Source organism: Fibrobacter sp. UWB5 (genome assembly GCF_002210295.1).
Lineage (GTDB): Bacteria > Fibrobacterota > Fibrobacteria > Fibrobacterales > Fibrobacteraceae > Fibrobacter.
On record NZ_MWQH01000006.1, the window covers coordinates 161179 to 183144 of the forward strand.

Annotated in this window: 19 protein-coding genes; 6 read left to right on the forward strand and 13 right to left on the reverse strand. The window is 50.3% G+C overall.

Annotation, left to right across the window (positions count from 1 at the left end; all coding sequences use genetic code 11):
- The 3 genes from B7989_RS10095 (at nucleotide 1) to B7989_RS10105 (ending at nucleotide 3597) form a co-directional block, all read left to right on the forward strand.
- Entirely contained in the window at nucleotides 1-522 is a 522-nt protein-coding gene (locus B7989_RS10095) for a hypothetical protein (RefSeq protein WP_088628374.1), read from the forward strand.
- A gap of 509 nt (nucleotides 523-1031) precedes the next feature.
- The gene (locus B7989_RS10100; protein WP_369829056.1) at nucleotides 1032-2081 is read left to right on the forward strand and encodes a family 16 glycosylhydrolase; all 1050 of its coding nucleotides are present in this window, start codon (nucleotides 1032-1034) and stop codon (nucleotides 2079-2081) included.
- 124 nt (nucleotides 2082-2205) lie between these two features.
- Nucleotides 2206-3597: a GntR family transcriptional regulator gene (locus B7989_RS10105; RefSeq protein ID WP_088628376.1), complete on the forward strand. Its 1392-nt coding sequence runs from the start codon at nucleotides 2206-2208 to the stop codon at nucleotides 3595-3597.
- A gap of 14 nt (nucleotides 3598-3611) precedes the next feature.
- Here the strand turns inward: B7989_RS10105 and B7989_RS10110 are convergent, their stop codons facing one another.
- The 5 genes from B7989_RS10110 to gatB all read right to left on the reverse strand — a co-directional run bounded on the left by B7989_RS10110 (nucleotide 3612) and on the right by gatB (nucleotide 10275).
- On the reverse strand, nucleotides 3612-6476 hold the full coding sequence (locus B7989_RS10110; protein ID WP_088628377.1) for a TIGR02171 family protein: 2865 nt from the start codon (nucleotides 6474-6476) through the stop codon (nucleotides 3612-3614).
- Between the two features lie 81 nt (nucleotides 6477-6557).
- Nucleotides 6558-7292 carry an IMP cyclohydrolase gene (locus B7989_RS10115; protein ID WP_088628378.1) on the reverse strand — a complete coding sequence of 245 codons (735 nt, stop codon included), beginning with the start codon at nucleotides 7290-7292 and terminating at the stop codon, nucleotides 6558-6560.
- 26 nt (nucleotides 7293-7318) lie between these two features.
- Nucleotides 7319-8278: a hypothetical protein gene (locus B7989_RS10120; protein WP_088628379.1), complete on the reverse strand. Its 960-nt coding sequence runs from the start codon at nucleotides 8276-8278 to the stop codon at nucleotides 7319-7321.
- 228 nt (nucleotides 8279-8506) lie between these two features.
- Nucleotides 8507-8821 (reverse strand): hypothetical protein, encoded by a 315-nt coding sequence (locus tag B7989_RS10125; protein WP_088628380.1) that lies wholly within the window; start codon nucleotides 8819-8821, stop codon nucleotides 8507-8509.
- On the reverse strand, nucleotides 8821-10275 hold the full coding sequence (gene gatB, locus B7989_RS10130) for an Asp-tRNA(Asn)/Glu-tRNA(Gln) amidotransferase subunit GatB (protein WP_088628381.1): 1455 nt from the start codon (nucleotides 10273-10275) through the stop codon (nucleotides 8821-8823). Before gatB ends, B7989_RS10125 begins: the two co-directional genes overlap by 1 nt.
- Nucleotides 10276-10400: 125 nt before the next feature.
- Between gatB and B7989_RS10135 the strand changes: the two genes are divergently transcribed.
- A complete protein-coding gene (locus B7989_RS10135; RefSeq protein WP_072801076.1) occupies nucleotides 10401-10994 on the forward strand; it encodes an L-threonylcarbamoyladenylate synthase in 594 nt (197 codons plus the stop codon).
- Nucleotides 10995-11488: 494 nt separating this feature from the next.
- Here B7989_RS10135 and B7989_RS10140 read toward each other — a convergent pair whose 3' ends face one another.
- From B7989_RS10140 to B7989_RS10165, 6 genes are all read right to left on the reverse strand, one after another.
- Nucleotides 11489-12529, reverse strand: a complete 1041-nt coding sequence (locus tag B7989_RS10140) for an FISUMP domain-containing protein (protein WP_144265023.1) — start codon at nucleotides 12527-12529, stop codon at nucleotides 11489-11491.
- Nucleotides 12530-12687: 158 nt separating this feature from the next.
- Entirely contained in the window at nucleotides 12688-13179 is a 492-nt protein-coding gene (locus B7989_RS10145; RefSeq protein WP_233144358.1) for a 3-hydroxyacyl-ACP dehydratase FabZ family protein, read from the reverse strand.
- On the reverse strand, nucleotides 13148-14074 hold the full coding sequence (locus B7989_RS10150) for a UDP-3-O-acyl-N-acetylglucosamine deacetylase (RefSeq protein WP_088628383.1): 927 nt from the start codon (nucleotides 14072-14074) through the stop codon (nucleotides 13148-13150). The genes B7989_RS10145 and B7989_RS10150 overlap by 32 nt, the downstream gene beginning before the upstream one ends.
- Nucleotides 14075-14102: 28 nt before the next feature.
- The gene (locus B7989_RS10155) at nucleotides 14103-15170 is read right to left on the reverse strand and encodes a UDP-3-O-(3-hydroxymyristoyl)glucosamine N-acyltransferase (protein ID WP_088628384.1); all 1068 of its coding nucleotides are present in this window, start codon (nucleotides 15168-15170) and stop codon (nucleotides 14103-14105) included.
- Nucleotides 15170-16132 (reverse strand): diacylglycerol kinase family protein, encoded by a 963-nt coding sequence (locus B7989_RS10160; RefSeq protein WP_088628385.1) that lies wholly within the window; start codon nucleotides 16130-16132, stop codon nucleotides 15170-15172. The genes B7989_RS10155 and B7989_RS10160 overlap by 1 nt, the downstream gene beginning before the upstream one ends.
- Before the next feature lie 65 nt (nucleotides 16133-16197).
- Nucleotides 16198-16710: a gamma carbonic anhydrase family protein gene (locus B7989_RS10165; protein WP_088628386.1), complete on the reverse strand. Its 513-nt coding sequence runs from the start codon at nucleotides 16708-16710 to the stop codon at nucleotides 16198-16200.
- 110 nt (nucleotides 16711-16820) lie between these two features.
- Here B7989_RS10165 and B7989_RS10170 point away from each other — a divergent pair, with 110 nt between their 5' ends.
- The gene (locus B7989_RS10170; protein WP_088628387.1) at nucleotides 16821-18257 is read left to right on the forward strand and encodes an aldehyde dehydrogenase family protein; all 1437 of its coding nucleotides are present in this window, start codon (nucleotides 16821-16823) and stop codon (nucleotides 18255-18257) included.
- Nucleotides 18258-18331: 74 nt separating this feature from the next.
- Here the strand turns inward: B7989_RS10170 and B7989_RS10175 are convergent, their stop codons facing one another.
- Together B7989_RS10175 and B7989_RS10180 are read right to left on the reverse strand one after the other, a co-directional pair.
- Nucleotides 18332-18763 carry a thioesterase family protein gene (locus tag B7989_RS10175; protein ID WP_088628388.1) on the reverse strand — a complete coding sequence of 144 codons (432 nt, stop codon included), beginning with the start codon at nucleotides 18761-18763 and terminating at the stop codon, nucleotides 18332-18334.
- A 6-nt stretch (nucleotides 18764-18769) separates the two neighbouring features.
- Nucleotides 18770-19603 (reverse strand): pyridoxamine kinase, encoded by an 834-nt coding sequence (locus B7989_RS10180; RefSeq protein ID WP_088628389.1) that lies wholly within the window; start codon nucleotides 19601-19603, stop codon nucleotides 18770-18772.
- Nucleotides 19604-19690: 87 nt separating this feature from the next.
- On the opposite strand from B7989_RS10180, the gene glgB reads away from it, so the two are divergent.
- Nucleotides 19691-21907 carry a 1,4-alpha-glucan branching protein GlgB gene (gene glgB / locus B7989_RS10185; protein ID WP_198959553.1) on the forward strand — a complete coding sequence of 739 codons (2217 nt, stop codon included), beginning with the start codon at nucleotides 19691-19693 and terminating at the stop codon, nucleotides 21905-21907.
- Nucleotides 21908-21966: the final 59 nt, after the last annotated feature.

The following is a 21966-nucleotide window of genomic DNA, read 5'->3' on the forward strand; positions in this document are numbered from 1 at the left end:
ATGAAAAAAATATTTCTATTGCTAGCCATCTTTGCGGGATTTAGCTTTGCAGAAATTGGAGCATCTCTCGGATTTGGTCCTTACCATGGAATGGTCGGAGTCGAATATTCAATAATAAACCAGCATCTATCCGCTAATATACACTTGAGTGGCTACGATTCTGATTACGACTTCATGGGAGGAATCGGCCTAACATATAGATTCCAAGGATTGACTGGCCCTTATATATTTCATTCTTCCGAATGGATAACAGGAGAATTAGAAGGTTTTACCATTCTTAATGCGAATAGCGACAACACGTATCTTGAAGAAAAAAATGTCGACATAAATTATTGGCGATTAATATTCGGTTGTGGATATCAACATATGTTTACTAAACATTTTGGGGCATATTTTGAACTAGGCTTTCAATTCTTCGCTGGTAATGGAAGTTACTATACCAATTTCGATATAGATGACGGATCTCTCAATCGAGATGAAATCATCTTCCCATTCGGCTTTGGTATAGTAGTAGAATTATAACATGAATTACTTCATTTGCTTTATAGTCTTTTTTCTTGTTAGTTGCGCATGTCAGGATCCACGCGGATGCAATGCATCTAATGGAATCGGAAATGCGGCTAATCGAACTAGATTAGTGCAAGAAGGAAGGGATTATCAGACATATCAAAATACAAAAATGCCTCTTCCCCCTAGCAATTCTGACAACAAACAAAACAAAATGCCTCAGCTACAAATTAACCATGAGATAGACAGCCTCGTAATAAATGATAGACTTGATTTAAATAACTTATAGAAATCAAGGGAAATAGTCAGACACTTAAGCTCCGGCTGTTTTACCGTCTTTTTTTTCTGAGTAGAGAGCGAAGCAAATAAAGCGAAAGACATTTATCGTGGTGAAGATTGTTTTTTTCCTATTTCGGAACAATTCTATCGATACACTTATTTCATTTTGACATCTGCAGGCGTTGTAACGTCTGCATTTTCTTTATAAATTCATTATTGGTGATGAGGATGTGTTAATTGGAGGCATGATGCATCTTAAAACGACTCTTTCCGTTCTCGCAATCGCGGCGGTAGCAACCATGGCACAAAACAAAGCATATTCTGGCGCAGAACTCTACACTCTGAAAGAAGTTGAATATGGCAAGTTTGAAGCCCGTATGAAGATGGCTGCAGCATCCGGCACCGTCAGTTCCATGTTCCTTTACCAGAACGGTTCTGAAATTGCAGACGGACGCCCCTGGGTGGAAGTTGATATCGAAGTTTTGGGTAAAAACCCGGGCAGTTTCCAATCTAACATCATTACCGGCAAGGCTGGCGCACAGAAAACCAGCGAAAAGCATCATGCTGTGAACCCGGCTACCGACCAGGCGTTCCATACCTACGGCCTCGAATGGACTCCTAATTACGTCCGTTGGACTGTCGATGGAGTCGAAGTCCGCAAGACCGAAGGCGGCCAGGCAAACGACCTCAAGGGAACGCAGGGCTTGCGCTTTAACCTCTGGTCTTCCGAAAGTGCTGCTTGGGTCGGCCAGTTTGACGAATCCAAACTTCCGCTTTTCCAGTTCATCAACTGGGTCAAGGTTTACAAGTATACTCCGGGCCAGGGCGAAGGCGGCAGCGACTTCACTCTCGACTGGACGGACAATTTCGACACATTTGACGGCTCCCGCTGGGGCAAGGGCGACTGGACCTTTGACGGCAACCGCGTCGACCTCACCGACAAGAACATTTATTCCAAGGACGGCATGTTGATTCTCGCCCTCACTCGCAAGGGTCAGGAAAGCTTCAACGGCCAGGTTCCGAAAGACGACGAACAGCAGCCCGTTTCATCGAGCAGCGTTACCCCGAGTTCCTCGAGCGTGGCATCGTCTTCTATCGTAGCATCTTCCTCCAGCGTTACGCCGAGTTCCAGCAGCCAGTTCGTTCCGCCTATCTCTAGCAGCGAACAGGAAACCGGCATTCTCCAGAACCGCGTCAAGTTCCAGAACAAGGAAGTTCGCGGTACGGTCAACGCCAAGGGTGCTCGCGTGAACCCGAACAACAAGGCCAACTATCAGGTTGACTTCAATTTCTAAAGCCATTCATCCAACCCCAAACAACCCCGACCTGCGCAGGAACCTCCCCTGCGCAGGTTATTTGTTTATAGAGATGAATAGCCTTGAGCCGCTTGTGGCTCACATTTTTATTAATATTTAAAGCATGAAACAGCGGATTATCAAAGCTTTGATCGATATGAACTTGAACGACGGGGACAGGCTGCCTTCCGTACGTTCGATGATCAAGGGGTTCGGGGCTTCGTCTGGCACGGTGCAGGCGGCGCTTACGGAGTTGGAATCTGCTGGAAAGATTTGCAAAATCCAGGGCAAGGGCTGTTTCTGGGGGACAACCCCGCTCAAGAACAGGGTTCCTTATGTCCACGAGACGGTCTCTGAAAAGCTCGCCAAGGCATTCGAGCGAGACTTTGCGCAAGGATTTATCAAGCCGTCGCAACCGCTCCCCCTTTCGAAGGAACTTTCAGCCCGCTACAACGTTTCGCAGGGCACTCTCCGCAAGTTCCTTGAAGAAAAAGTTGCCCGCGGAATCCTGAAAAAAGAAGGCCGCCAGTACCTCTTTTACCGCAAGCAACAAAAGAAAGACGACGCGCCACTCAGCGAACTCATCTTCGTAACGCGCTGTAACAGTTGGGGCGGATTCAGCGCCGAAAGTGAACGCGAATTGGACTTCTTGCGACTCGTGTACAAGACCGCAGGTAAGAACCATTACAAACTCACGCTGTTCGGTATCAACGACGCCTCGGGCAAGCTCATTGACCGAAGCGGCAAACCTTGCAAGCTTTCGGAACACCCGAACGCCGTGGGCGCGATTCTTTCTACACTCCTGGTGCAAAATTTCAGGCCGCTTTTGACGTTTTTTGCCGATGCGGAATTCCCCGTGGCCGTATGGTGGGAACACCCCATCGATGCAGTCCCCCGCAGCTTTATGCGCAAGGACAACTGGGTATTCTTCAATTCCACCTTCGGAAAGCAACCCGGTAAAGAAATCGGCCGCTACCTGCTCGGCCTCGGCGTCACAGAAGTCGGCTATTTTTCACCGTATCACAACAGTTCTTGGTCCAAGGACCGCTTGACCGGCCTCGAAGAATCGGGACTGGTGGTGCACCCCTACGTGGACGCCGAATTCGCTAGCCCCTGGGACTATAAGCAGATTGCCCGCAAGAAAGTCGAAAAGCTTTCCGTGGAAATCATGGCGCGTACCCTTGAAAAAGAAAAACTCAAGGCGCTTGCCGAGCGTGCTCTCGCCTTCCAGGCGGCAAACGGCAACAACATGCCGTGGATTTGCGTAAACGACGAAGTCGCCGGCATCTTCATGGAAATGGTCGAAGAAAACAACATGGAAATTCCTGTGCCGAATATCGGACCGAATTACATCGCCTTCGACAATTCCATGGAAAGCTACCTGTTGCGCATTCCGTCTTACGACTTCAACACCGACGCGCTCGTGGAGCAGATGTTCTACTACATCAGCAGCCCCTCGGCTTTTGACGGCATCAAAAAAATCCACCACATTCTCGGGAACGTGGTGGAAAAATAAAGCGTCTTTTTCTCTTATTTATCCAATTTCTTCAGCAGCGAATCTAGACGGGTCGTCAATTGGATTGCCCCAAGATAACTCAAATGGTCCTCGTTGAACGCCATTTCGTCGGTATAGTCATGATCCCCCATTTTATTTTCATCCCATAAACGGAAATGAGGGTATTTCTGCTCCAAGTCTTTAATTTCTTCGATCAAAGCCGGGGCTTCGCTTCTACGGATTCCATAGCGGCCAAAGGAACCTGTTTCTTTAAAAGCCGGACTTTGCGGGAAAATAATGCCCACGACAAAGATATCCCTTTCTTCGGCTGTTTTCAATATATTTACCAAATGCTTTAAACTAGCGTAATAATTCTCCGACAGTTCCCTCATCCACGTGCTATCGTTATCGACAGAGGGGGCTGTTTCCCAATTGCCGGGCGGCTCGTAATTGTAACCGCGAGGCGCTATAAAGCGTTCCTGATAAGCCTCTAGACCCAAAGATTCTTCTGTCAGTCGTGCCAATTCTTCGGGCACGCTATCTTTCCAGAAATCATGGTTCTTGTCATAAACAAAGCCGGGGTAATTTGCGTATTCCTGAGAAAAGAAATTGTACGTACCGGTTTCGGAATGGTACCACAAGTCAATATCCAAGGAGACAACGATATACTTCAATCTCTTGAAATGCGGCAGCACGTAGTTCGTCAACAGATAATCCGATGTCGCCATCATGTTCGGAACATTGGAAAGATTCAGCGCAAAGAAAGAGGTATCTAGACCGAGCGGAGCAATCGCATCTAGCGGTCTCGACGAGCCGAAAATGGCGACATTGGCCGTATCCTTGAATTTCCACAGGAGTTCCATTTTATAGCGCAGAATAACCGATGCAACACTCCCCTGTGGCGTGAAATAGACGCCGGCGCTATCCACATTAATCGAGGAATCATCTGCAACAAGGGGTTCCGAATAAACCCACATATTCGGATGCCAAAGTTCATCGCCTTCGGCAAGTTCCGTAAAACTGCTGTCTTGCAAATCAAGCAATACGATTTTGCGGTGAGAGCCGTTCGTATTCACAAGAGTCGCAACAGCAAGATTCAAGTTGCCCGCCCATTCCGTATGGTCAAACGTGTAGCCCGCCGGTGCACGGAAAGACTGAATCAATTTCCCTAAAGAATCCGTCACGAAAAGCCGTTCGTGAGTCGCATACCTTCCGCCGGCAAACTTACGCCCCGTAGAACTGCCGAAATCCAGGAACAGGGTGCGATTGGAGCCATCTTTTGAAAGCGAAACATTGCAGGCCTGTTCGCCATTGTACCAAACTGTATCGTGGTCCGAAACGCGAGCACGCAAAAGTCGCGCGCCAGAAACAGCCAATCGGCCATCGGCACTGATTCCACCGTGGAACGCGCCATCGAACAGTTTTTGCGGAATACCGAATTTACCGTTTGCAAAAATCACTTGCCAAGTCGAAGTCGAGCGGAAGGCTGCTTCGTCTTTATTGTTCCCCGCATGGGTCACATACACAATGGCGGTGTCGCCGGATTCAAGCACACGCCAGCGCGGAATGGCGGCACTTTCGACATCGAGCTTGATCAGGTTAGAACCCTCTTCGTTCAAATCTCGCACATAAACCGCAGACTTGCCGTCAAGCCCCTCATACATCGTAGAAAAGGCGACATGGCTGCCATCAGGCGAAATATCGGGGTGGAACACATCGATCGAATCGACGATTTCTACAACAGACAAAGTCCCGTTAGAATAATCAATGAAAGCGAGGTTTCCCGTAACATCGTTTCTAAAGGCAAGTTTGGTCTTATATGTATTGGTATGGGCGTATACCGACGACGAATTCGCTAGCGGAGTAATCCTGCTCGAAGCGGCGCGGCCTGAACTCCCCATCCATAAGGCATCAGGAATATTACCGAAAACAAGGCGGAACCCGACATAATCACCACGAGTCGAAGAGGTGACCGAATAGACATCGCCGCGGGAATGCACAGAAATAGACGTAGCCTTGTTGCGGAAACTGCCGCCTTTAACGACGCGCTGCGCAAGCGCTCCCCCATCGGGCGAACCGACATAATTCATCACGAGAGTATCACGGAAATTTCCAAACCAGTCGTTCACCCATTCCAAGGCATTGCCCATCATGTCACACAATTCATCTTCGTCGGCCATAGAACAAACCGGGTGCAATTTATATTCGGAATTGTCAGCGGTCCAGGCTTTTTTGGCGTTCCAGTTCGATTTCGCGACAAGCATCCATTCCGCTTCTGTCGGCAAATGGTACGATTCAATCTCGGGATGGTATGCAAAACCCTCTAGATTGACACAGTGCTTTTCGGAATCAAATGACTTTGCCAAATAAGTATAAGCGGTATCAAGGCCTTCCTTTTTGCTGCGTTCATTGGCAAAAAGAACCGCATCGTAGAAGGTCAAATTCACTGCCGGAAGTTTCTCGGAGGTACATTCCAGCGTAAGGCCCGCCGACGATTTCATGAGGGCGTTAAATTCGCTACAGGTGATTTCGTGCCTGGACACATAAAAATCGTAATTGAACTTCACCTTCATGGCCGGGCGTTCATTCACGCGCGCATCGGGCAAATTCGTGCCCAATTCGACGGTCAAATCGTTCGCATGAATCAAGATCAATTCGCGCGCCTTAAACAGGCTGTCAATTCGAGCGAGACTGTCTATGCGGGCAAGACTATCCTTCAGCAAGCTGTCTTTAATCAGACTGTCCCTCATGAGACTATCTTGCAAGAGACTATCACTGGGTTCAGGGATTACGAGCTCAATTTCTTCAGGAGCCTCTTCATCAGAGACTGCCGATTTTGAATTGGTACAAGCAATTAGGACTAGCTGTAAAAACAGCAGTAAGAAAAATGTCCTTCTCATAAAGCTCTATACCCCACAAATACTCCCCTTAAATATAAAATGACGGCTTCCGATAAAGAAGCCGTCATTTAAAAATGCGAACTACTTGTTTTTGTTCACGATCAAGGTCTTGGCCTTGAATGTCTTCTTGTCGATCCACTTGACCATCAAGGAGACCTTGTTGTCCTTGTTCAGGGCGGCCCAGTACTTCTTGAGCGTGTCTTCGGCGTTGTCAAAAATCGGCATCAGCTTCGGGAAGCCGTTGAAAGACGGAATCGGGCTGCCGTCGGTTTCGTAAGTGCTGATGAAGTGGCCGAGACCCGGCAGAGCCTTTTCGTATTCAAACGTCATGCGTTCGCAGCCGGCTTCTTCGCTGTTGTTGCGACTCTTGAGAATGGAGAGCTTGTACACAGCAGGCTGGGCGTTCTTGTAATGGATGCCCGAGATGCGCGGCGTGAAGTTCGGAGCGTCATCTTCATACTGGCGCGTAGCGAGAGCGCTTTCGAAGGTGCCGCCCAGCTTGATGGCGTTATAAATCGTATCGGTCTGGTCACCGTTGGTGATGATCTGCACGTCGGCCGTGTGGCGGGCCGGGTAGTAGATAATCAGGTGCGGGTCGGTGAGCTTGGATTCGTCGAAGGCCTTCGTCTTCATGAAGCCGGTCTTGGCTTCCATTTCGAAAACGCGGTTACGGCTGTTCACGCTACGGCCCATAATCCAGTAGACCTGCACGTAGGACTTGCCGTCGGCGCTTTCGCCGAGCACAATGCCACGACCAGGATACGGGTTATTGGAGAGGGCCTTGAAATTCTGTTTTGCTTCGTCTGTGTATTTCATGGCCCGAAATATAGAAAAACTATTAGTTATTCATATTGCGGAGCAGGGCCGGGAACCACCTCATACACAGTCTCCTTTTGTAGGTAAGGAGTGTGCGCAAAGTACTTGATGTCCGCGTCCCTCGCCTCTATATCGAACCAAATGTCGTTAACGCACTTGCACGCAGTTGGAAGCATCGCCGTGACATCGATTCTTAGCGTATCGCCAAAACGCCCCACGTCCATCATCACCTTGTCAAACCCGCAATAGCCAGCCATTTTCGGAATCATCAACCGGTATTTGCCGTCCTCGTTATACAGATAGGCCAACGGTGAATCTTCCGTACTCTCTTTCAGCAAGATCGTTTTCATGGAAAGGTTTTCGTAGCAGCCCTTGAAGAACATCCTTACTTCACGAGATAAATCCTGTTCTTCTGCGGTAGAACCGGCTTCAGAAACAAGCTGTTCAGCAGAATCCGGCTCAACTTCGTTAGACGGATTTTCAGGCACAACCTTCTGCAAAGGAATGACACGATAACCATCATACTTCGTGTACTTCACGTTTTCAAAAGTCGAATCGAATTTTACCTCAAACGTCACCTTTCTCGGACAGATACAATCAAGCTGCATTTCGTCGTGCTCAATTTTCGGATCGACAAAGAGAGTGTCCCCCTCTGCAACCACATCGACATCCACGATATAGGAACTGCAACCCAAGACAATATTTTCAATGGTAACAAGAGCATATTCTTCGCTATTGGCGGGGTAAATCATTGATATATTCTTATCCAAATCCGAAGTTCCGTCTTCGACTACAGACAAATTTTCATTCAAATCGGTTGCTTCATTTTCAGATTCCTGAGCACGAAGACCGTAAACGCATTGTGCACTCAGATTCCTCACCTGATTTTGAGGAATCGAGGATTGAACCGATCCCGTCAAAGACGAATCATCCGAGCAAGCAATAAACATAAGCGAGAATGCTGCAGTAGTGAAAATCTTATTCATAATCTAGCTCCTTCTGTTTTTCATTTTTTCAAAAAAAATTTGATCAAATGAGGTGTAACTTTATACCTATAATATACGCTAGATTTTTTCAAAAATCAATGTTTTTATTATACAAAAATTCGCTTTTTGTATCAAAATCAAAGATTTTTGTAGTAAATCATTACATCTTAATCTCTATATTATACACGCTGTATAATACAAAGAAATTAGGTGCAGAAGCACACCTAATTAACGTTTCGGGTTGTAATTGTTCATGAGCACCATGGCGACGGCAACGCAGAGCATCACCACGCTGCCGACAATGACTTGCTGGCGGTGGTTGTATTCGCGCTTGACGTAGCTGGGATTCTCTTCGTTGAGTTCCTGGAGGGTCGGGCCCTGGTTCAACTTGGTCGAGTCGACGCCGTACGTTTCCGCGATTTCTTCGTCGGTCATGTTCAGCGTACTGACGTAAGCGCTGTCGTACTTGTCGAGCTTGTCTGCGGCAAAAGACGCCCCTGCGGACAGGAGCGCTATAACCACAACAAGAACGAACTTTCTCATTATTCCTTCGCGAGCTTGTCGAGGATCTGGTTCACGAGGCCCGGGTTGGCCTTGCCGCCGGACTTGCGCATGGTCATACCGACCAAGAAGCCCTTCAGAGCAACCTTGCCCGCCTTGAATTCGGCGAACTGGGCAGCGTTTTCGGCGCAGACGGCACGGACCACTTCTTCGATGGCTCCGGTGTCGGTCACCTGCACGAGGCCCTTTTCCTTCACGATAGCTTCAGGATCCTTGCCAGTTTCAAACATTTCGGCGAAGACCGTCTTTGCAATCTTACCGTTGATGGTGTTGTCGGCAATCAGGTTCACGAGCTTGCACAGGTCTTCGGGCTTGATCTTGAGGGCGCTGAGGCCGCCTTCCAGTTCCTTCACCTTGGCGAGGAGTTCAGTAATCACCCAGTTGGCCAAGACCTTGCCGTTCTTGCAGTTCTTGGCGGCGGTGTCGTACCATTCGCTCACGTCGCGGTCTTCGGTGAGCACCATGGCGTCGTATTCGGAAACACCGAAGTCGTCCATGAAGCGCTTGCGGCGGGCATCCGGCAGTTCCGGAAGCGTGCGGCGGATTTCTTCGACAAAGGCCGGGTCGGTCACGAGGCGGACCATGTCCGGTTCCGGGAAGTACTTGTAGTCGTGAGCGTCTTCCTTGCTGCGGATGACGATGGTCTTGTCCGCGTTGGGGTCGTAACGCTTGGTGCACTGTTCCACTTCCTTGCCGGCATCGAGCGTCGATGCCTGGAGGTTCATTTCGCAGTAGAGAGCCTTTTCAAGGTTCGTGAAGCTGTTCAAGTTCTTGATTTCAGCACGGATACCGAACGGAGCGTCTTCGCTGGCACGCAGAGAGATGTTGCCGTCGCAGCGCATGTTGCCGTTTTCCATGTTGGCGTTGGAAACGCGGGTGTATTCGAGAGTCTGCTTGATCTTCTTGAGGACCAGCACGGCTTCTTCGGGGCTACGGATATCCGGTTCGGTCACGATTTCGCAGAGCGGAGTGCCGCAGCGGTTCGCGTCGAAATGGGAATCGGTGGGGCTCATGTCGTGGATGAGCTTACCGGCATCTTCTTCCATGTGAATACGGGTAATGCCCACGCGCTTCTTGGTGCCGTCTTCCTTCACGATTTCGAGCCAGCCGTTCTTGCAAATCGGGTGGTCGTACACCGGAAGTCCGCCCGTCTGGGTAATCTGGTAGCCCTTCGGAAGGTCCGGGTAGAAGTAGTTCTTGCGGGTCCACATGGCGTTCAGGTCGATTTCGCAGTTCAGGGCAAGGCCCAGGCGAATCGCGTATTCCACCGCCTTCTTGTTCGGCACGGGCATGGCACCCGGCATACCGAGGCAAACGGGACAAACGTGCTTGTTCGGGGTCGTATTCACTTCGATTTCGCAGCCGCAGAACATCTTGGTTTTAGTCGCGAGCTGACAATGGATTTCAAGACCGATAACAGGACAATAATTGGACATAAAAACTCCGTATTATTTTACGGCATACAAAATAGAAAAAAGACAGGCTAAACAGCAGGAATTTTGAGTTTTTAGCCCTTAAAATCAGCTATTGCAATTTCCTATGTTTTTACTATTTTATCGCCATGCGTTTTGAAGTTCACCCTGTAAATCCGCAAGCGAGAATCGTGAAGCTTGCCGCTGCCGCCCTCGAAGACGACGGTCTTGTTCTCTACCCCACTGAATCTGGTTACGCGATTGGCTGCAACGCCGAATCGCCCAAGGCAATCCACAAGCTTTATGCCCTCAAGAAGCCGATGAAGAAATTCTTCATGGCGCTCATCATCCCGGACATCCGTAAGGCCACCGATTACGCCCGCGTTGACAACTTTGCATTCAACATCATGAAGCCGCGCGTGCCTGGGCCGTACACCTTTATTTTGCCCGCTGACCCGCACATCGCCCGCCGCCTGGACGTCAAGCGCCCCGAAATTGGCGTGAGAATGCCGACGCACCCGTTCTTCAAGGAACTTTTCCAACATTTCGACAAGCCGATTCTGAGCACGGCCGCCAAGCTCACCGAAGAAGACATGTACGAGCCGGATGACATCTGGAAGACCTTCGAGCATTCCGTCGACATGATGGTCGACTGCGGCCCCATCGAAATCAATCCGACCAACATCATCAGTTTGATTGGGGATCAAGTCGAAGTCATCCGTGGCGATTTGCTGGATCCGTAAAAAAGGGGGAAGCCTCCCCCTGGTTCGCACTTCGTTGCTCTCCACCCTCTCGCCTAGGGGCTTAGCCCCTAAAACCCCAAAAGCCACACGGATTAGAAATGCCTAACGGCATTTTTTTCGTCACACGAATTCGATTTTGCTAACGCAAAATCTGTTTTCGATTGTCTTGCCGGGCTTGACCCGGCATCTCCTTTGATGCGTGCTAAAAAAGTCCTCACCAATTGAAAATGCCCACGGCTCCAGAAAGTAAACGAAACTTGGCAACTTGTTGCCTTAGTTGAGTTATGCTCTATGAGTATAAGCTCGCCTCGCTCACATGGATTCGGCCTTCGGCCTCTAATGTTCGCTCGCCGACGTACTTTCCTCCGCTATCCTCAGCAGTTACTCTTATTCTGTCTTCCCGGCGAAGGCCGGGCGGACAGCACTTAGCACTTTTAGTGCTTAGTGCGCATGGCCACCAAGGTGGGATCTCCTTTCCCTGCCGGAAAAAAGGATTAGTAATCCTTTACGCAACGAATGCTATAAGGGATATGTTTTCCAATATGATCATCATCCCCAAGCCAAACACTTTGCTCAGTAATGGTGACCGCGAATGTTCCAATTTTACTAGATTCCTTAGGCAGCAAAAAATAAGCCTGCATCACGCTAACGTCATAAGCCTTCATCTTAAACAAAACAGACATTCCAGATGAATTAGCCCCGATCTTTTTCAATTTCCAATTTGATTTTGAAGCAAGATCTAGCCCTGCACTCGACGTATAGGTTCTCCATTCATAACCATTCATAATATGCCATCCATCCGGACAAATCCCCTGATGGATTTGCTCATCACCTTCTAAAGACTCTTTCCAAAACAGCGTATCATATTTTGCAGGCAAAGCCATCGCTTCGCTCCAAGTATACTGACCTCCCCACCCATTATCGCAGAACCACTCGTCATTCAGTTCACAATGTTTTTCTACCTTCGAATCATCAAGCATTCGCTTACTAGAATCAATCATCACACCATAGTTCAAGTTCTGAGCAAAAACTTCTATTTTATCTGCAGAACCATACGATTCAGACAAAACAACTGTTTTATACACTTGATGATCTCGAGGATCTTCGAATTCACTATAAACAGGTTCATAATCCGAAGCAAACAAGCTATCCATATTGGGGTAAACTTTTTCCTTAGGTTTGTAAACGATGGAATCAGTCTCCCAAAAGCCTTCTTCACAATGAGCATATACAGTACGATTCTCCTGATACAACGTGTCTAAAGAACCTTCATCACAGTATTTCAAAACAAATTCGCTACTACTCGACTCAACCACCGACGAGCTACTATTCTTGCCGCTTACGGAGCTAGAAGAGTTCTTTTCTGTTACAGAAGAACTAAAATTTTTCAAATCTTTCTGAGAAGACGAGGACGCGTTGTCGCTAATGCTACTCGACGAGATTTCTCCGATTGGATCGGGAGCAGAGCTACTTGATTCATCGCCGCAGGCAACGAACAAAACAGCAGAAAGCAACAACGCAACAAAATATTTCACAGAAGACCTCCAGTAACCACAATCGTTTTTGCCAAATTTAAATTATAAAAAAGGAATCACGTTAGTGATTCCCAATCAGCGTGACAATAAAGCAATCCTTAGCAGGCATCAAAGGAGATCCCGGCTTACGCCGGGAAGACAGAGAGGGCATTAAATAATTACACCATAGCGGCGCTGAAGTCGGCCTTGGTGCAGAGGGTTTCCTTGCCTTCGGCATCAACGGTCAGGAGTTCGCCACTGTACTTGTAAATGCCGTGGCGAGCCATGATGAGCTTGGCCTTCAGAACGATTTCAGCCTTCGGAATCACCGGAGCGCGGAAACGGCAGTTTTCGACCCCCATGAATGCCGGGCGCTTGCCGGTAGTTTCGGCTTCGCGACCGATCATGGTGAGGAGCGTGGCAGCCTGGGCCATGGATTCAATCTGAATCACGCCGGGGAGCACCGGATTGCCCGGGAAATGTCCCTTGAGGAATCCTTCTTCGCCGGTCAAATGCCACTTGGCAACGATTTCCATGTTTTCAGCATCGAGACTCAAGATTTCATCGACAAAGGCGAACGGGGCCTTCTGCGGAAGAACGCTGTGGACGACTTCGGCATCGTAGAGGATTCCATCGACGTTAGACTTGGGTAAAGATTCCAGCATTGACATAAGGAATGATTTTCTCCATGATTTGGTGGTGGGACACATGCCCTCCGTTGGTGATTTCGATTCTGACCCTCGGAAGGGCCGGACAGATAAAACTCAGGTCTCCAATCAAATCTAGTATTTTATGCATCGCAGGTTCGTTTGCGATGCGGAATTTTGGCGAACAGGCGCTGTTTTGAGCCGCGCAATCCCCCGCTGCGAGCAGGAGTCCGCAAGATTCATCGACACCGGCAAGGAGCCCTGCCGCACGGGCGCGCTCCAGTTCCACCTGATGGATGAAGGTGCGCGCCATGAAAATTTGGTACAAGTTTTCGGGCGAATAAATGGAGACGGAGGCCGCCGACTTCAGGTCGTAACCGTCGCGGGAGGTATTGCGGTCGAGCACATACTCGACTTCGAAGGTTTCCGCCGGCGTAATGCGGACATGGCCGTAGACTGCGGTATCGCTACCCAAGTCCCACTCGGCATGCACAGGAGCATCGAAAAAGACCAGCTCTTCGGGCGCTCCGCAGAATTTTCGCATTTCGCAGAAGAACGGAATCGCAGAACCGTCCATCATCGGGACTTCGGGCTTTGTAGCATCAGAGAGTCGCACGTTAAAGCGCCGGTGCGGCCACATCAGGAACACGGGTGCCAAATGCTCCGGCGAAAGCAACTGCAGCGAAGATTCCCCCGCCGCAGAATCCGCCGAGTCCTTCAACCTATAACCGGCGGTACGTTTCGCAAAAAATTCAAGTTCTTCAAAACAATGACACGCATCGCTGCGGTAAAAAAGCTTCTCGCCCACATACCAAGCTACAAAAGGAACCTTCTGCGGATCCTTTTCCAATGGCTCGACAGAAACAGAAGTCGAACCAAAGCTTAAGCTGGGGGATGTAAAATTCAAAATGCCACTCATCTCGAGCTACAAAATAGCAAACTGCGAGCTACTTCAGGTTCTTCTTCGCCATGACGCGGAGCTCGACCATTTGACGACGCCAGATGTCGATATCAATCGCCGGGAACCCAGCGACCGTCTTGCCCGCAGGCACGCTCTTAGTCACGCCCGCTTTCGCAGTCACAATCGCATTCTTGCCGACGGTCAAGTGCCCCGCCGCCTTTGCGCCGCCTGCGAACTGCACGCCGTCTTCGAGAATCGTCGTGCCGCCGAGAGCTGTTTGCGAGGCCATGTAAATATTGTTTCCGAGAACGCAGTTGTGCGCGATTTGCACCATGGAATCTAGATGGCAGTTGTCACCGATGGTCGTCGGAGAAATGAATCCAGCCGCCACAACCGTGTTCGCGCCAAAGCTACAGCGGTTCCCGATGCGCACTCCTGCAAAGTGCGGCACCATGCGGCGCTCGCCTTCGTGCTCGTAGAATCCGAAGCCGCGGCTACCGACCACGACGCCTGCCTGAAAAATGCAACCCTCGCCCACGATGACATTCGGGTAAATGGTCACGTTCGATTCAAGGCGGCAGCCTCGCCCGATGCTTGCACCGCGCATTACGACGCAGCCAGGCCCGACAAAGCAACCTTCTTCGACAAAGCCTTCCACAACTGCCGTCGGGTGAATCCAGGGGCCGTTTTCGCCATAGCCCACGCCCATGTAGTCGCGGTCAAAATGCACGCCCGATTCCATGTTGTCATTAAAGCCATTGCCCTCGAAACGTTCCAGGAACTTGACCATGGCATGGTAAGGTTCAGCCACGGCGACAATATTCTTGGCATTCGGGAAAATCTCGGTAAACGAAACCTCGCCCGATTGCGCCGCAGCAGAAGGCACAAACAAGAGGCCGGCAGCCGTCTTTTTCAAATCATCGTTCGAAGGACCGTTCGCATGCGTCACGCTCTCGACGCGACCCACCCAGAAACTCACATCGTTTTCTCGAGCCTGCGTAAGCGCTGCAAAGCCCGTCAAAGTAACCTCTGGCGACTCGCGCAAGACGTTACATTCCATCGATTCTGTATTGCGTAAAAATTCAAGGACTTCGGCACAGCGAACGGAGAACATTATTCCCCCAGCGCCATAATCTGCACCTTGCAGGCAAAGTCAATGTCTACATGGCCACCAAGTTTACCGCTCAGGTCTTCGCCATCGAGCTGCAAGAATTCGTCTTCGGCAAATTCCAGCTTAAGGGACTTGGCCTTGCGGGTCTTGATAAAATACTTCTTGACTAGATTCCCGATGACAGGCAAGTTCCCGACCGCAATGGCCAGCAAGAACCTGAACATGTTCGGCACGCATACGATTTCGAGCAGGCCGTCTGCCATATCGGACTTGTAGAAGGGATTCGTACCGCTAGCAAAACTTGGGATATTGCCCACAATCACGGTGCGGTGGCCGTCCAGAATTTTTTGCCAGCTGCGGCCCTCGGCATCAACAAACGAAAGCTTACCCTTTTTAAGCTGGTAAGAGCGGTCCGCAAAGAAACTCTTCACGTAATGCAGTTTGTTCACCAGCACGGAATTCGAATTGAATTCGCCGTTGGCGCGGGCGCGGTTAAAATCGTGAGCGATTCGGGCATCGATACCGCCCGAAAAATAGTTTGCAAAGGCAAGTTTTCCGTTCACCTTCCAGATATCGAAGGGACGCGCCTTGGCCTGCAAAAGCCTACGCACCAGGAACAGAAGGCCCTTGTCCACATAGGGCTTATAAAGATTCAAAACGCGGGCAAGATCGTTACCCGTTCCAAGGGGAATCAAGCCGATTTTGACGGATTTTGCGTATTCCGAAGAAACCAAGACCGAAAGGACGGAAGACACGGTGCCATCGCCACCGACGGCCACCAGTTTTTCTGTATTGGCAAGAGCATCCCTGATCTGATTGTCTAACCCATCGATATTGGTAAATTCGGCCTTCCATTGGTCTTCCGTATAATTCAAAGAAGACATAATTTCGGGCAAATACTGGTGAATCACCTTGCCCTGGCCGCCGCCACTAATCGGATTAATGAGAAAGACAAACTTATACATCACAGCTAAAATATAATTATATAGGAAATCAAGTCTAAAGCAAAGTTTTTTGTAGCAAAAAAGCGTTAAGAGTTTCTCAACTCTTCTTTAATCACCAAATAATGCTCCGCATTTTCGTGGAATTTGCGGATTTCGTCTTCGGTCAGTTCGCGCACCACATGGGCCGGAGCGCCCACTATCAGGCTACGTTCCGGGAATTCCTTATTTTGCGTCACCACGGCACCGGCAGCCACCACGCTATCCGACTTGATATGCACTCCGTCCATGAGGATTGCCCCCATGCCGATCAGCACGTGGTCGTCCACATCGCAGGCATGCAAAATGGCATTATGCCCCACCGTCACATCGTCACCCACATGGACTCCGACACCGGTCGAAAGGTGGATGGTCGCATTGTCTTGAATATTGGTACGCTTGCCAATGCGTATTTCGGCAAGGTCGGCACGGATCACCGTATTGTAAAAAACAGACGAATCATCGCCAATTTCTACATCGCCAATGACTTTGGCACCTTCCGCAATAAACACGCGTTCGCCGAGAACGGGCTTTTTACCTTTGTATTCAATCAAACTAGCCATGTTTATAATTTATAAAAAAAATGTAAGACGTAGGCAGTAGAAAGTAGACCGCGATTAATTGTTTGGTTTAAATCACACCAAATTGTTATATTGCTGCTCAAGGGCTTATTATGACGAACGAAAAATTAAACACGCTATTTGAAGAACAAGGGAAAAACCGCTGGAAAATCGCACAAACAAGCGTGAAAGAACGCATCGCCAAATTGCTCAAGCTCCGCAAGGTTATCGAGGCTCGACAGCAGGAATTTTACGATGCCGTGTGGACCGATTTCCACAAGCCGAAAACCGAAGCCTGGCTTACCGAAGTCTACCCTGCCCTGCAAGAAATTGACCACACCGTAAATCACTTGCCCGACTGGGTCGAAGATAAAGACGGTAGCTGGAGTTTTTTGTTCCCGTTGAATTCAAGCGTGAGTCACTTTGAGCCCAAGGGCCGCGTGCTGATTATGGCCCCGTGGAATTACCCGTTCTTGCTGTTTATTTCGCCGGTTGTAGCGGCAATTGCTGCGGGCAATGTGGTGATTGCAAAGCCGAGCCACAAGACACCGCATGTTGCCGAAGTCCTGGAATCGATTATTAAAGAAGTTTTCCCGCAGAACGAAGTCGCTGTAGTGCAGGGCGCAGGTGCCGAAATTGGCGACCAGCTGCTCGCCCTCCCCTTCGACCATGTGTTCTTTACGGGTAGCCCGAACGTGGGAGCCCATGTGGCAGAAGAAGCGGCCAAGGTTCATGCCGGAGTCACGCTCGAGCTTGGCGGGAAATCGCCGGTAATCATTCTGGACGATGTCAAAATCAAGGACGCCGCGAAGAAACTCGCCTGGGGCAAGTGCCTGAATGCAGGCCAGACCTGCATCGCTCCCGACTACATGCTTTGCCCGCAACGTTTAATGCAACCGCTCGCCGAAGCCGTTGCAGACAACATAAAGAAGATGTACGGCGAAACCGATGAGGCACGCCGCAACTCCGAAATTTTCGTGCACATCGTAGAAAGTCGAACTGTGGAGCGCCATCAGGCACTTATCAAAGATGCAATTGCGAATGGTGCGAAGGCCGTTTTGGGCGCGCAATTCAGCCCCGAAGACATCGAAAACCGCTACACGCCCGCGACCGTACTCACCGACGTCACGCCCGACATGCGAATCATGGAATCCGAAATTTTCGGACCGATTCTCCCGATTATCGCCTACGATTCATTAGAAGAAGCTATTGCCTTCGTTCAAGCGCGCCCGAAGCCGCTGGCTCTCTACATTTTCGGAAAGTCCGAAACGAAAATCAACGAAGTGATTGCCCGTACCACCTCGGGTTCCACCTGCGTGAACCACTGCATTTTGCAAATCGAAAATCTGTCAGTTCCTTTTGGCGGAGTCGGCATGAGCGGCACCGGCAATTATCACGGGATTTACGGTTTCAAGACGTTCAGCCACGAGCGCAACGTGATGCGGCAGAGTGCCCTCGACACCATGACATTCCTTTACCCGCCGTACCACAAAGGCAACGAAAAAAGCCTGCGTGCAAGAATTCAGAATTTGGTCAAGAAAATATTATAATGTGTGATGTGTAATGTGAAATGTATGATGAATCATTTCACATTCCTCATTCCACATTTCACATTAAGCACGGTCTAGTGCCCGACGTACAGGCGCTTCATTTCATCGGAGATGGCCATGGGGCGACCGCGTTTCATGTCAACGAGCACCCATTGGGTTTCCGATTCAAAAATCACCTTGCCGTCAGAAACGCGTTCAAAGCGGCATTTGCGTAAGCTGGCGACTTTACCATAGGCAGCGACCCACGTGGTTCCGCGGATTTCGTCACCGAGGAAAGCCTGATTCTTGTATTCCACGTGCTGCACATGAATCATCCAACCTGCACCCAGGTCACGCATCAGGGCCGTACCGCCCACGGAATCGGAATGGGCAATCGCGATATCCTGGATCCACTTGACCGACCACACGTTGTTGAAATGGTGGTTGTCGTCAATCATTTCAGGCGTTACCTTGAACACCTGCGTAAACTGCATCGGGTCAACCGTTTCTTCCATCGCAATAGCCATAAAAACCTACTCGTCTGCCAAATTTTTAATCAAGCTCGGGAGCGCAAGTTCAAACTTGACTCCATACCAGTGAGACTTGTCTTCGTACGTCTTTTCGATACATTCCAACACAAAATCAGCCGCAATTCGGGCCGCATCGACCATGGAACGGCCGCGGAGCATGGCGCCCACAAATGCCGAAGCATAGCAGTCACCCGTGCCGTTAAAGCCCTTAGTAATCTTCTTGTGTTCGTAGTAATTGAAATCCTTGCCGTCGTAGAGCATGACGCCCGTGTAACCCGCGCGGAAACCGACACCAGTCAGCACCACCGACTTGGTACCCAATTCACAGAGCTTTTTGCAGAGCATTTCGACCGTTTCGCGGTCAATATTTTCGCTGTACTCCGTATCGGTGAGCATGCAAGCTTCGGTCATGTTCGGGAGCAATACATCGGCATGGGCGCACAAATCCTTCATGGCATCGACAAATTCCATGTTAAAGCCGGGGTAAAGCGCCCCGTTGTCGGCCATGGCAGGGTCTACCACCCGAATCGCACCATCGACACCGTTGGTGTCCATAATGTGCTGAACCATGTTGATTTGCTCAATAGAACCCAGATAACCGGTATAGAAAGCATCGAAGCGGATATCAGCCACGCGCCAGTGTTCGCTAATCGGCAACATTTCCTTAGTCAGGTCCTGGAATGTCCAGCCCGTAAAGCCGCCCGTATGGGTCGAAAGAATCGCCGACGGCAACACCGCCGTCTCTACACCGCACGCAGAAATAATCGGCAGTGCCACCGTGAGGGAGCACTGTCCAAAGCACGAAATATCTTGAATCGTAAGGACTCGCCTGTACATGCCCCAAATATAGAATTGCAAAGCCCCATTTTTTTTGATTAAGTTATATTTACGACATTACAACTAGGTGTTTTACAGGAGTATGATATGGAATGGAATGACTTCACGAGCTTGACTTCGGAAGACATGCGTGCCATTTGGGATTTTAACACAAAGGATCCTTTTTCCATCTTGGGTTTGCATCCGCTGAATACGGACCGCGGCGTGAAGACGGTGATTCGCGCTTACCAGCCGCAGGCTAGCTTTATTCGCGGAGAATCTTGCGACGGCGAGTTCGAGTTCGACTTCATGAAGCTTGGCAACACGGGATTTTTCGAAGCCATTCTCGACAAGGAATACGAACCGTTCTTCTATAACTTGATTATTAAGCAGGATGACGGCAACGAATACACGCTGACCGACCCGTATGCATTCCTCCCTGTACTTAGCGATTTTGACCGCCACTTGATTTCGAGCGGCACGCACTATGAACTTTACCGCAAACTGGGCGCAAACCTTGTAGAACACCAGGGCTTTAAAGGCGTGCACTTTGCCGTTTGGGCTCCGAACGCCCACGCGGTCTCCGTGGTCGGCAGCTTTAACAGCTGGGACGGCCGCCGCCACCAGATGCGCATGCTCGGCAGCACCGGCATTTGGGAAATCTTTATTCCGAACATTGGCGAAGGCGAACTCTACCGCTTCGAAATTCACGGTGCCGACGGCAATCTGCACGTGAAGGTAGACCCGCTCGCCAAGCTCAGCGAAGTCCGCCCGGCAACCGCCTCCATTACCACGCACCTCGACGGCTACGAATGGGGCGACGACCTTTACATGACCACGCATTGGGCAACCAAGGTCTTCGGTTCGCCGATGAACATTTACGAAGTCCACGCCGGTTCCTGGCGTCGCGATCCCGCAAATCCGGACCGTTTCTTGAACTGGGACGAACTTGCCGAGACCTTGATTCCGTACCTCAAGGAAATGGGTTACACCCACGTGGAATTCTTGCCGCTGGCCGAGCACCCGCTCGATGAATCTTGGGGCTACCAGGTGACCGGTTACTACTCCCCCACGAGCCGCTACGGCACGCCAGACCAGTTCAGACATTTTGTGGACCTTTGCCACCAGAACGAAATCGGCGTGATTGTGGACTGGGTTCCGGCTCACTTCCCCAAAGACGCCCACGCTCTCGGACGTTTCGACGGCACCGCCTGTTACGAACATGCCGACCCGCGCCAGGGCGAACACCCGCACTGGGGTACCTACATCTTTAACCTAGGCCGCAACGAAGTCAAGAACTTCTTGATTGCAAACGCCATGTACTGGCTCAAGGAATTCCACTGCGACGGCCTGCGCGTTGACGCCGTGGCATCGATGCTTTACCTCGACTACGGCAAGGGACCCGGCCAGTGGGTGCCGAACAAGGACGGCGGCAACATCAACTACGATACGCTGGAATTCCTGAAGCACCTGAACAGCATCATGGGCCGCCTCACGCCGCATGCGATTTTGATTGCCGAAGAATCCACTAGCTTCCCCTCCATCACGCGTCCGCCTGAACAGGGCGGCCTCGGCTTCCACTACAAGTGGAACATGGGCTGGATGAACGACTTCCTCAGCTACATTCAGCACGAACCGATTCACCGTAAGTACCACCACAACCAGCTGACCTTCAGCATGGTGTATGCCTACAGCGAAAACTTCATCCAGGTGTTCAGCCATGACGAAGTGGTTCACGGCAAGGGTTCTATGCTCGGCAAGATGCCGGGCGACAACTGGCAGAAGTTTGCAAACCTCCGCCTCACCTACGCATTCCAGTATGCGCACCCGGGCAAGAAACTCAACTTCATGGGCAACGATTTCGGTCAGTTCCGCGAATGGAACGAGAAGCGCTCCCTCGACTGGCACTTGATCAGCTGGGATAGCCACGGCAAGCTCCTGCAGATGATGAAGGTTCTGAACCACCTGTACAAGGAAAACGCCCCGTTCTGGGAAATCGACCACTACTACACAGGCTTTGAATGGATCTGGTGCGACGACGCCGACAATTCCATCGTAAGCTTTGTGCGTAAAGACGACCACGGAAACCAGATTCTGTGCGTGTTCAACTTCACGCCGGTGGTCCGCAACGACTACCGCTTGGGCGCTCCGACTCGCGGCAAGTGGAAGGAAATCTTCAACACGGACGCTAGCATGTTCGGCGGCTCCAACGTGGGTAACTTCGGCGAAGTCTGGACACAGGACATTCCGTGGCAGAATCGCCAGTGGAGCCTGAACATCAAGCTCCCGCCGCTGGCCGCTGTTTACTTCCGCCTGGAACGATAACTCAACAAAATATCTAAAAAAAGCCGCGGGCAAATGCCTGCGGCTTTTCGTTTATACAG

Coding starts and splice junctions, on each gene's coding strand:
- B7989_RS10100 (WP_369829056.1), top strand. CDS start 1,032: ATGATGCATCTTAAAACGACTCTTTCCGTTCTCGCAATCGCGGCGGTA.
- B7989_RS10135 (WP_072801076.1), top strand. CDS start 10,401: ATGCGTTTTGAAGTTCACCCTGTAAATCCGCAAGCGAGAATCGTGAAG.
- B7989_RS10155 (WP_088628384.1), bottom strand. CDS start 15,170: ATGTTCTCCGTTCGCTGTGCCGAAGTCCTTGAATTTTTACGCAATACA.
- B7989_RS10095 (WP_088628374.1), top strand. CDS start 1: ATGAAAAAAATATTTCTATTGCTAGCCATCTTTGCGGGATTTAGCTTT.
- B7989_RS10145 (WP_233144358.1), bottom strand. CDS start 13,179: ATGTCAATGCTGGAATCTTTACCCAAGTCTAACGTCGATGGAATCCTC.
- B7989_RS10150 (WP_088628383.1), bottom strand. CDS start 14,074: ATGAGTGGCATTTTGAATTTTACATCCCCCAGCTTAAGCTTTGGTTCG.
- B7989_RS10160 (WP_088628385.1), bottom strand. CDS start 16,132: ATGTATAAGTTTGTCTTTCTCATTAATCCGATTAGTGGCGGCGGCCAG.
- gatB (WP_088628381.1), bottom strand. CDS start 10,275: ATGTCCAATTATTGTCCTGTTATCGGTCTTGAAATCCATTGTCAGCTC.
- B7989_RS10165 (WP_088628386.1), bottom strand. CDS start 16,710: ATGGCTAGTTTGATTGAATACAAAGGTAAAAAGCCCGTTCTCGGCGAA.
- B7989_RS10180 (WP_088628389.1), bottom strand. CDS start 19,603: ATGTACAGGCGAGTCCTTACGATTCAAGATATTTCGTGCTTTGGACAG.
- glgB (WP_198959553.1), top strand. CDS start 19,691: ATGGAATGGAATGACTTCACGAGCTTGACTTCGGAAGACATGCGTGCC.
- B7989_RS10175 (WP_088628388.1), bottom strand. CDS start 18,763: ATGGCTATTGCGATGGAAGAAACGGTTGACCCGATGCAGTTTACGCAG.
- B7989_RS10170 (WP_088628387.1), top strand. CDS start 16,821: ATGACGAACGAAAAATTAAACACGCTATTTGAAGAACAAGGGAAAAAC.
- B7989_RS10105 (WP_088628376.1), top strand. CDS start 2,206: ATGAAACAGCGGATTATCAAAGCTTTGATCGATATGAACTTGAACGAC.
- B7989_RS10125 (WP_088628380.1), bottom strand. CDS start 8,821: ATGAGAAAGTTCGTTCTTGTTGTGGTTATAGCGCTCCTGTCCGCAGGG.
- B7989_RS10115 (WP_088628378.1), bottom strand. CDS start 7,292: ATGAAATACACAGACGAAGCAAAACAGAATTTCAAGGCCCTCTCCAAT.
- B7989_RS10110 (WP_088628377.1), bottom strand. CDS start 6,476: ATGAGAAGGACATTTTTCTTACTGCTGTTTTTACAGCTAGTCCTAATT.
- B7989_RS10120 (WP_088628379.1), bottom strand. CDS start 8,278: ATGAATAAGATTTTCACTACTGCAGCATTCTCGCTTATGTTTATTGCT.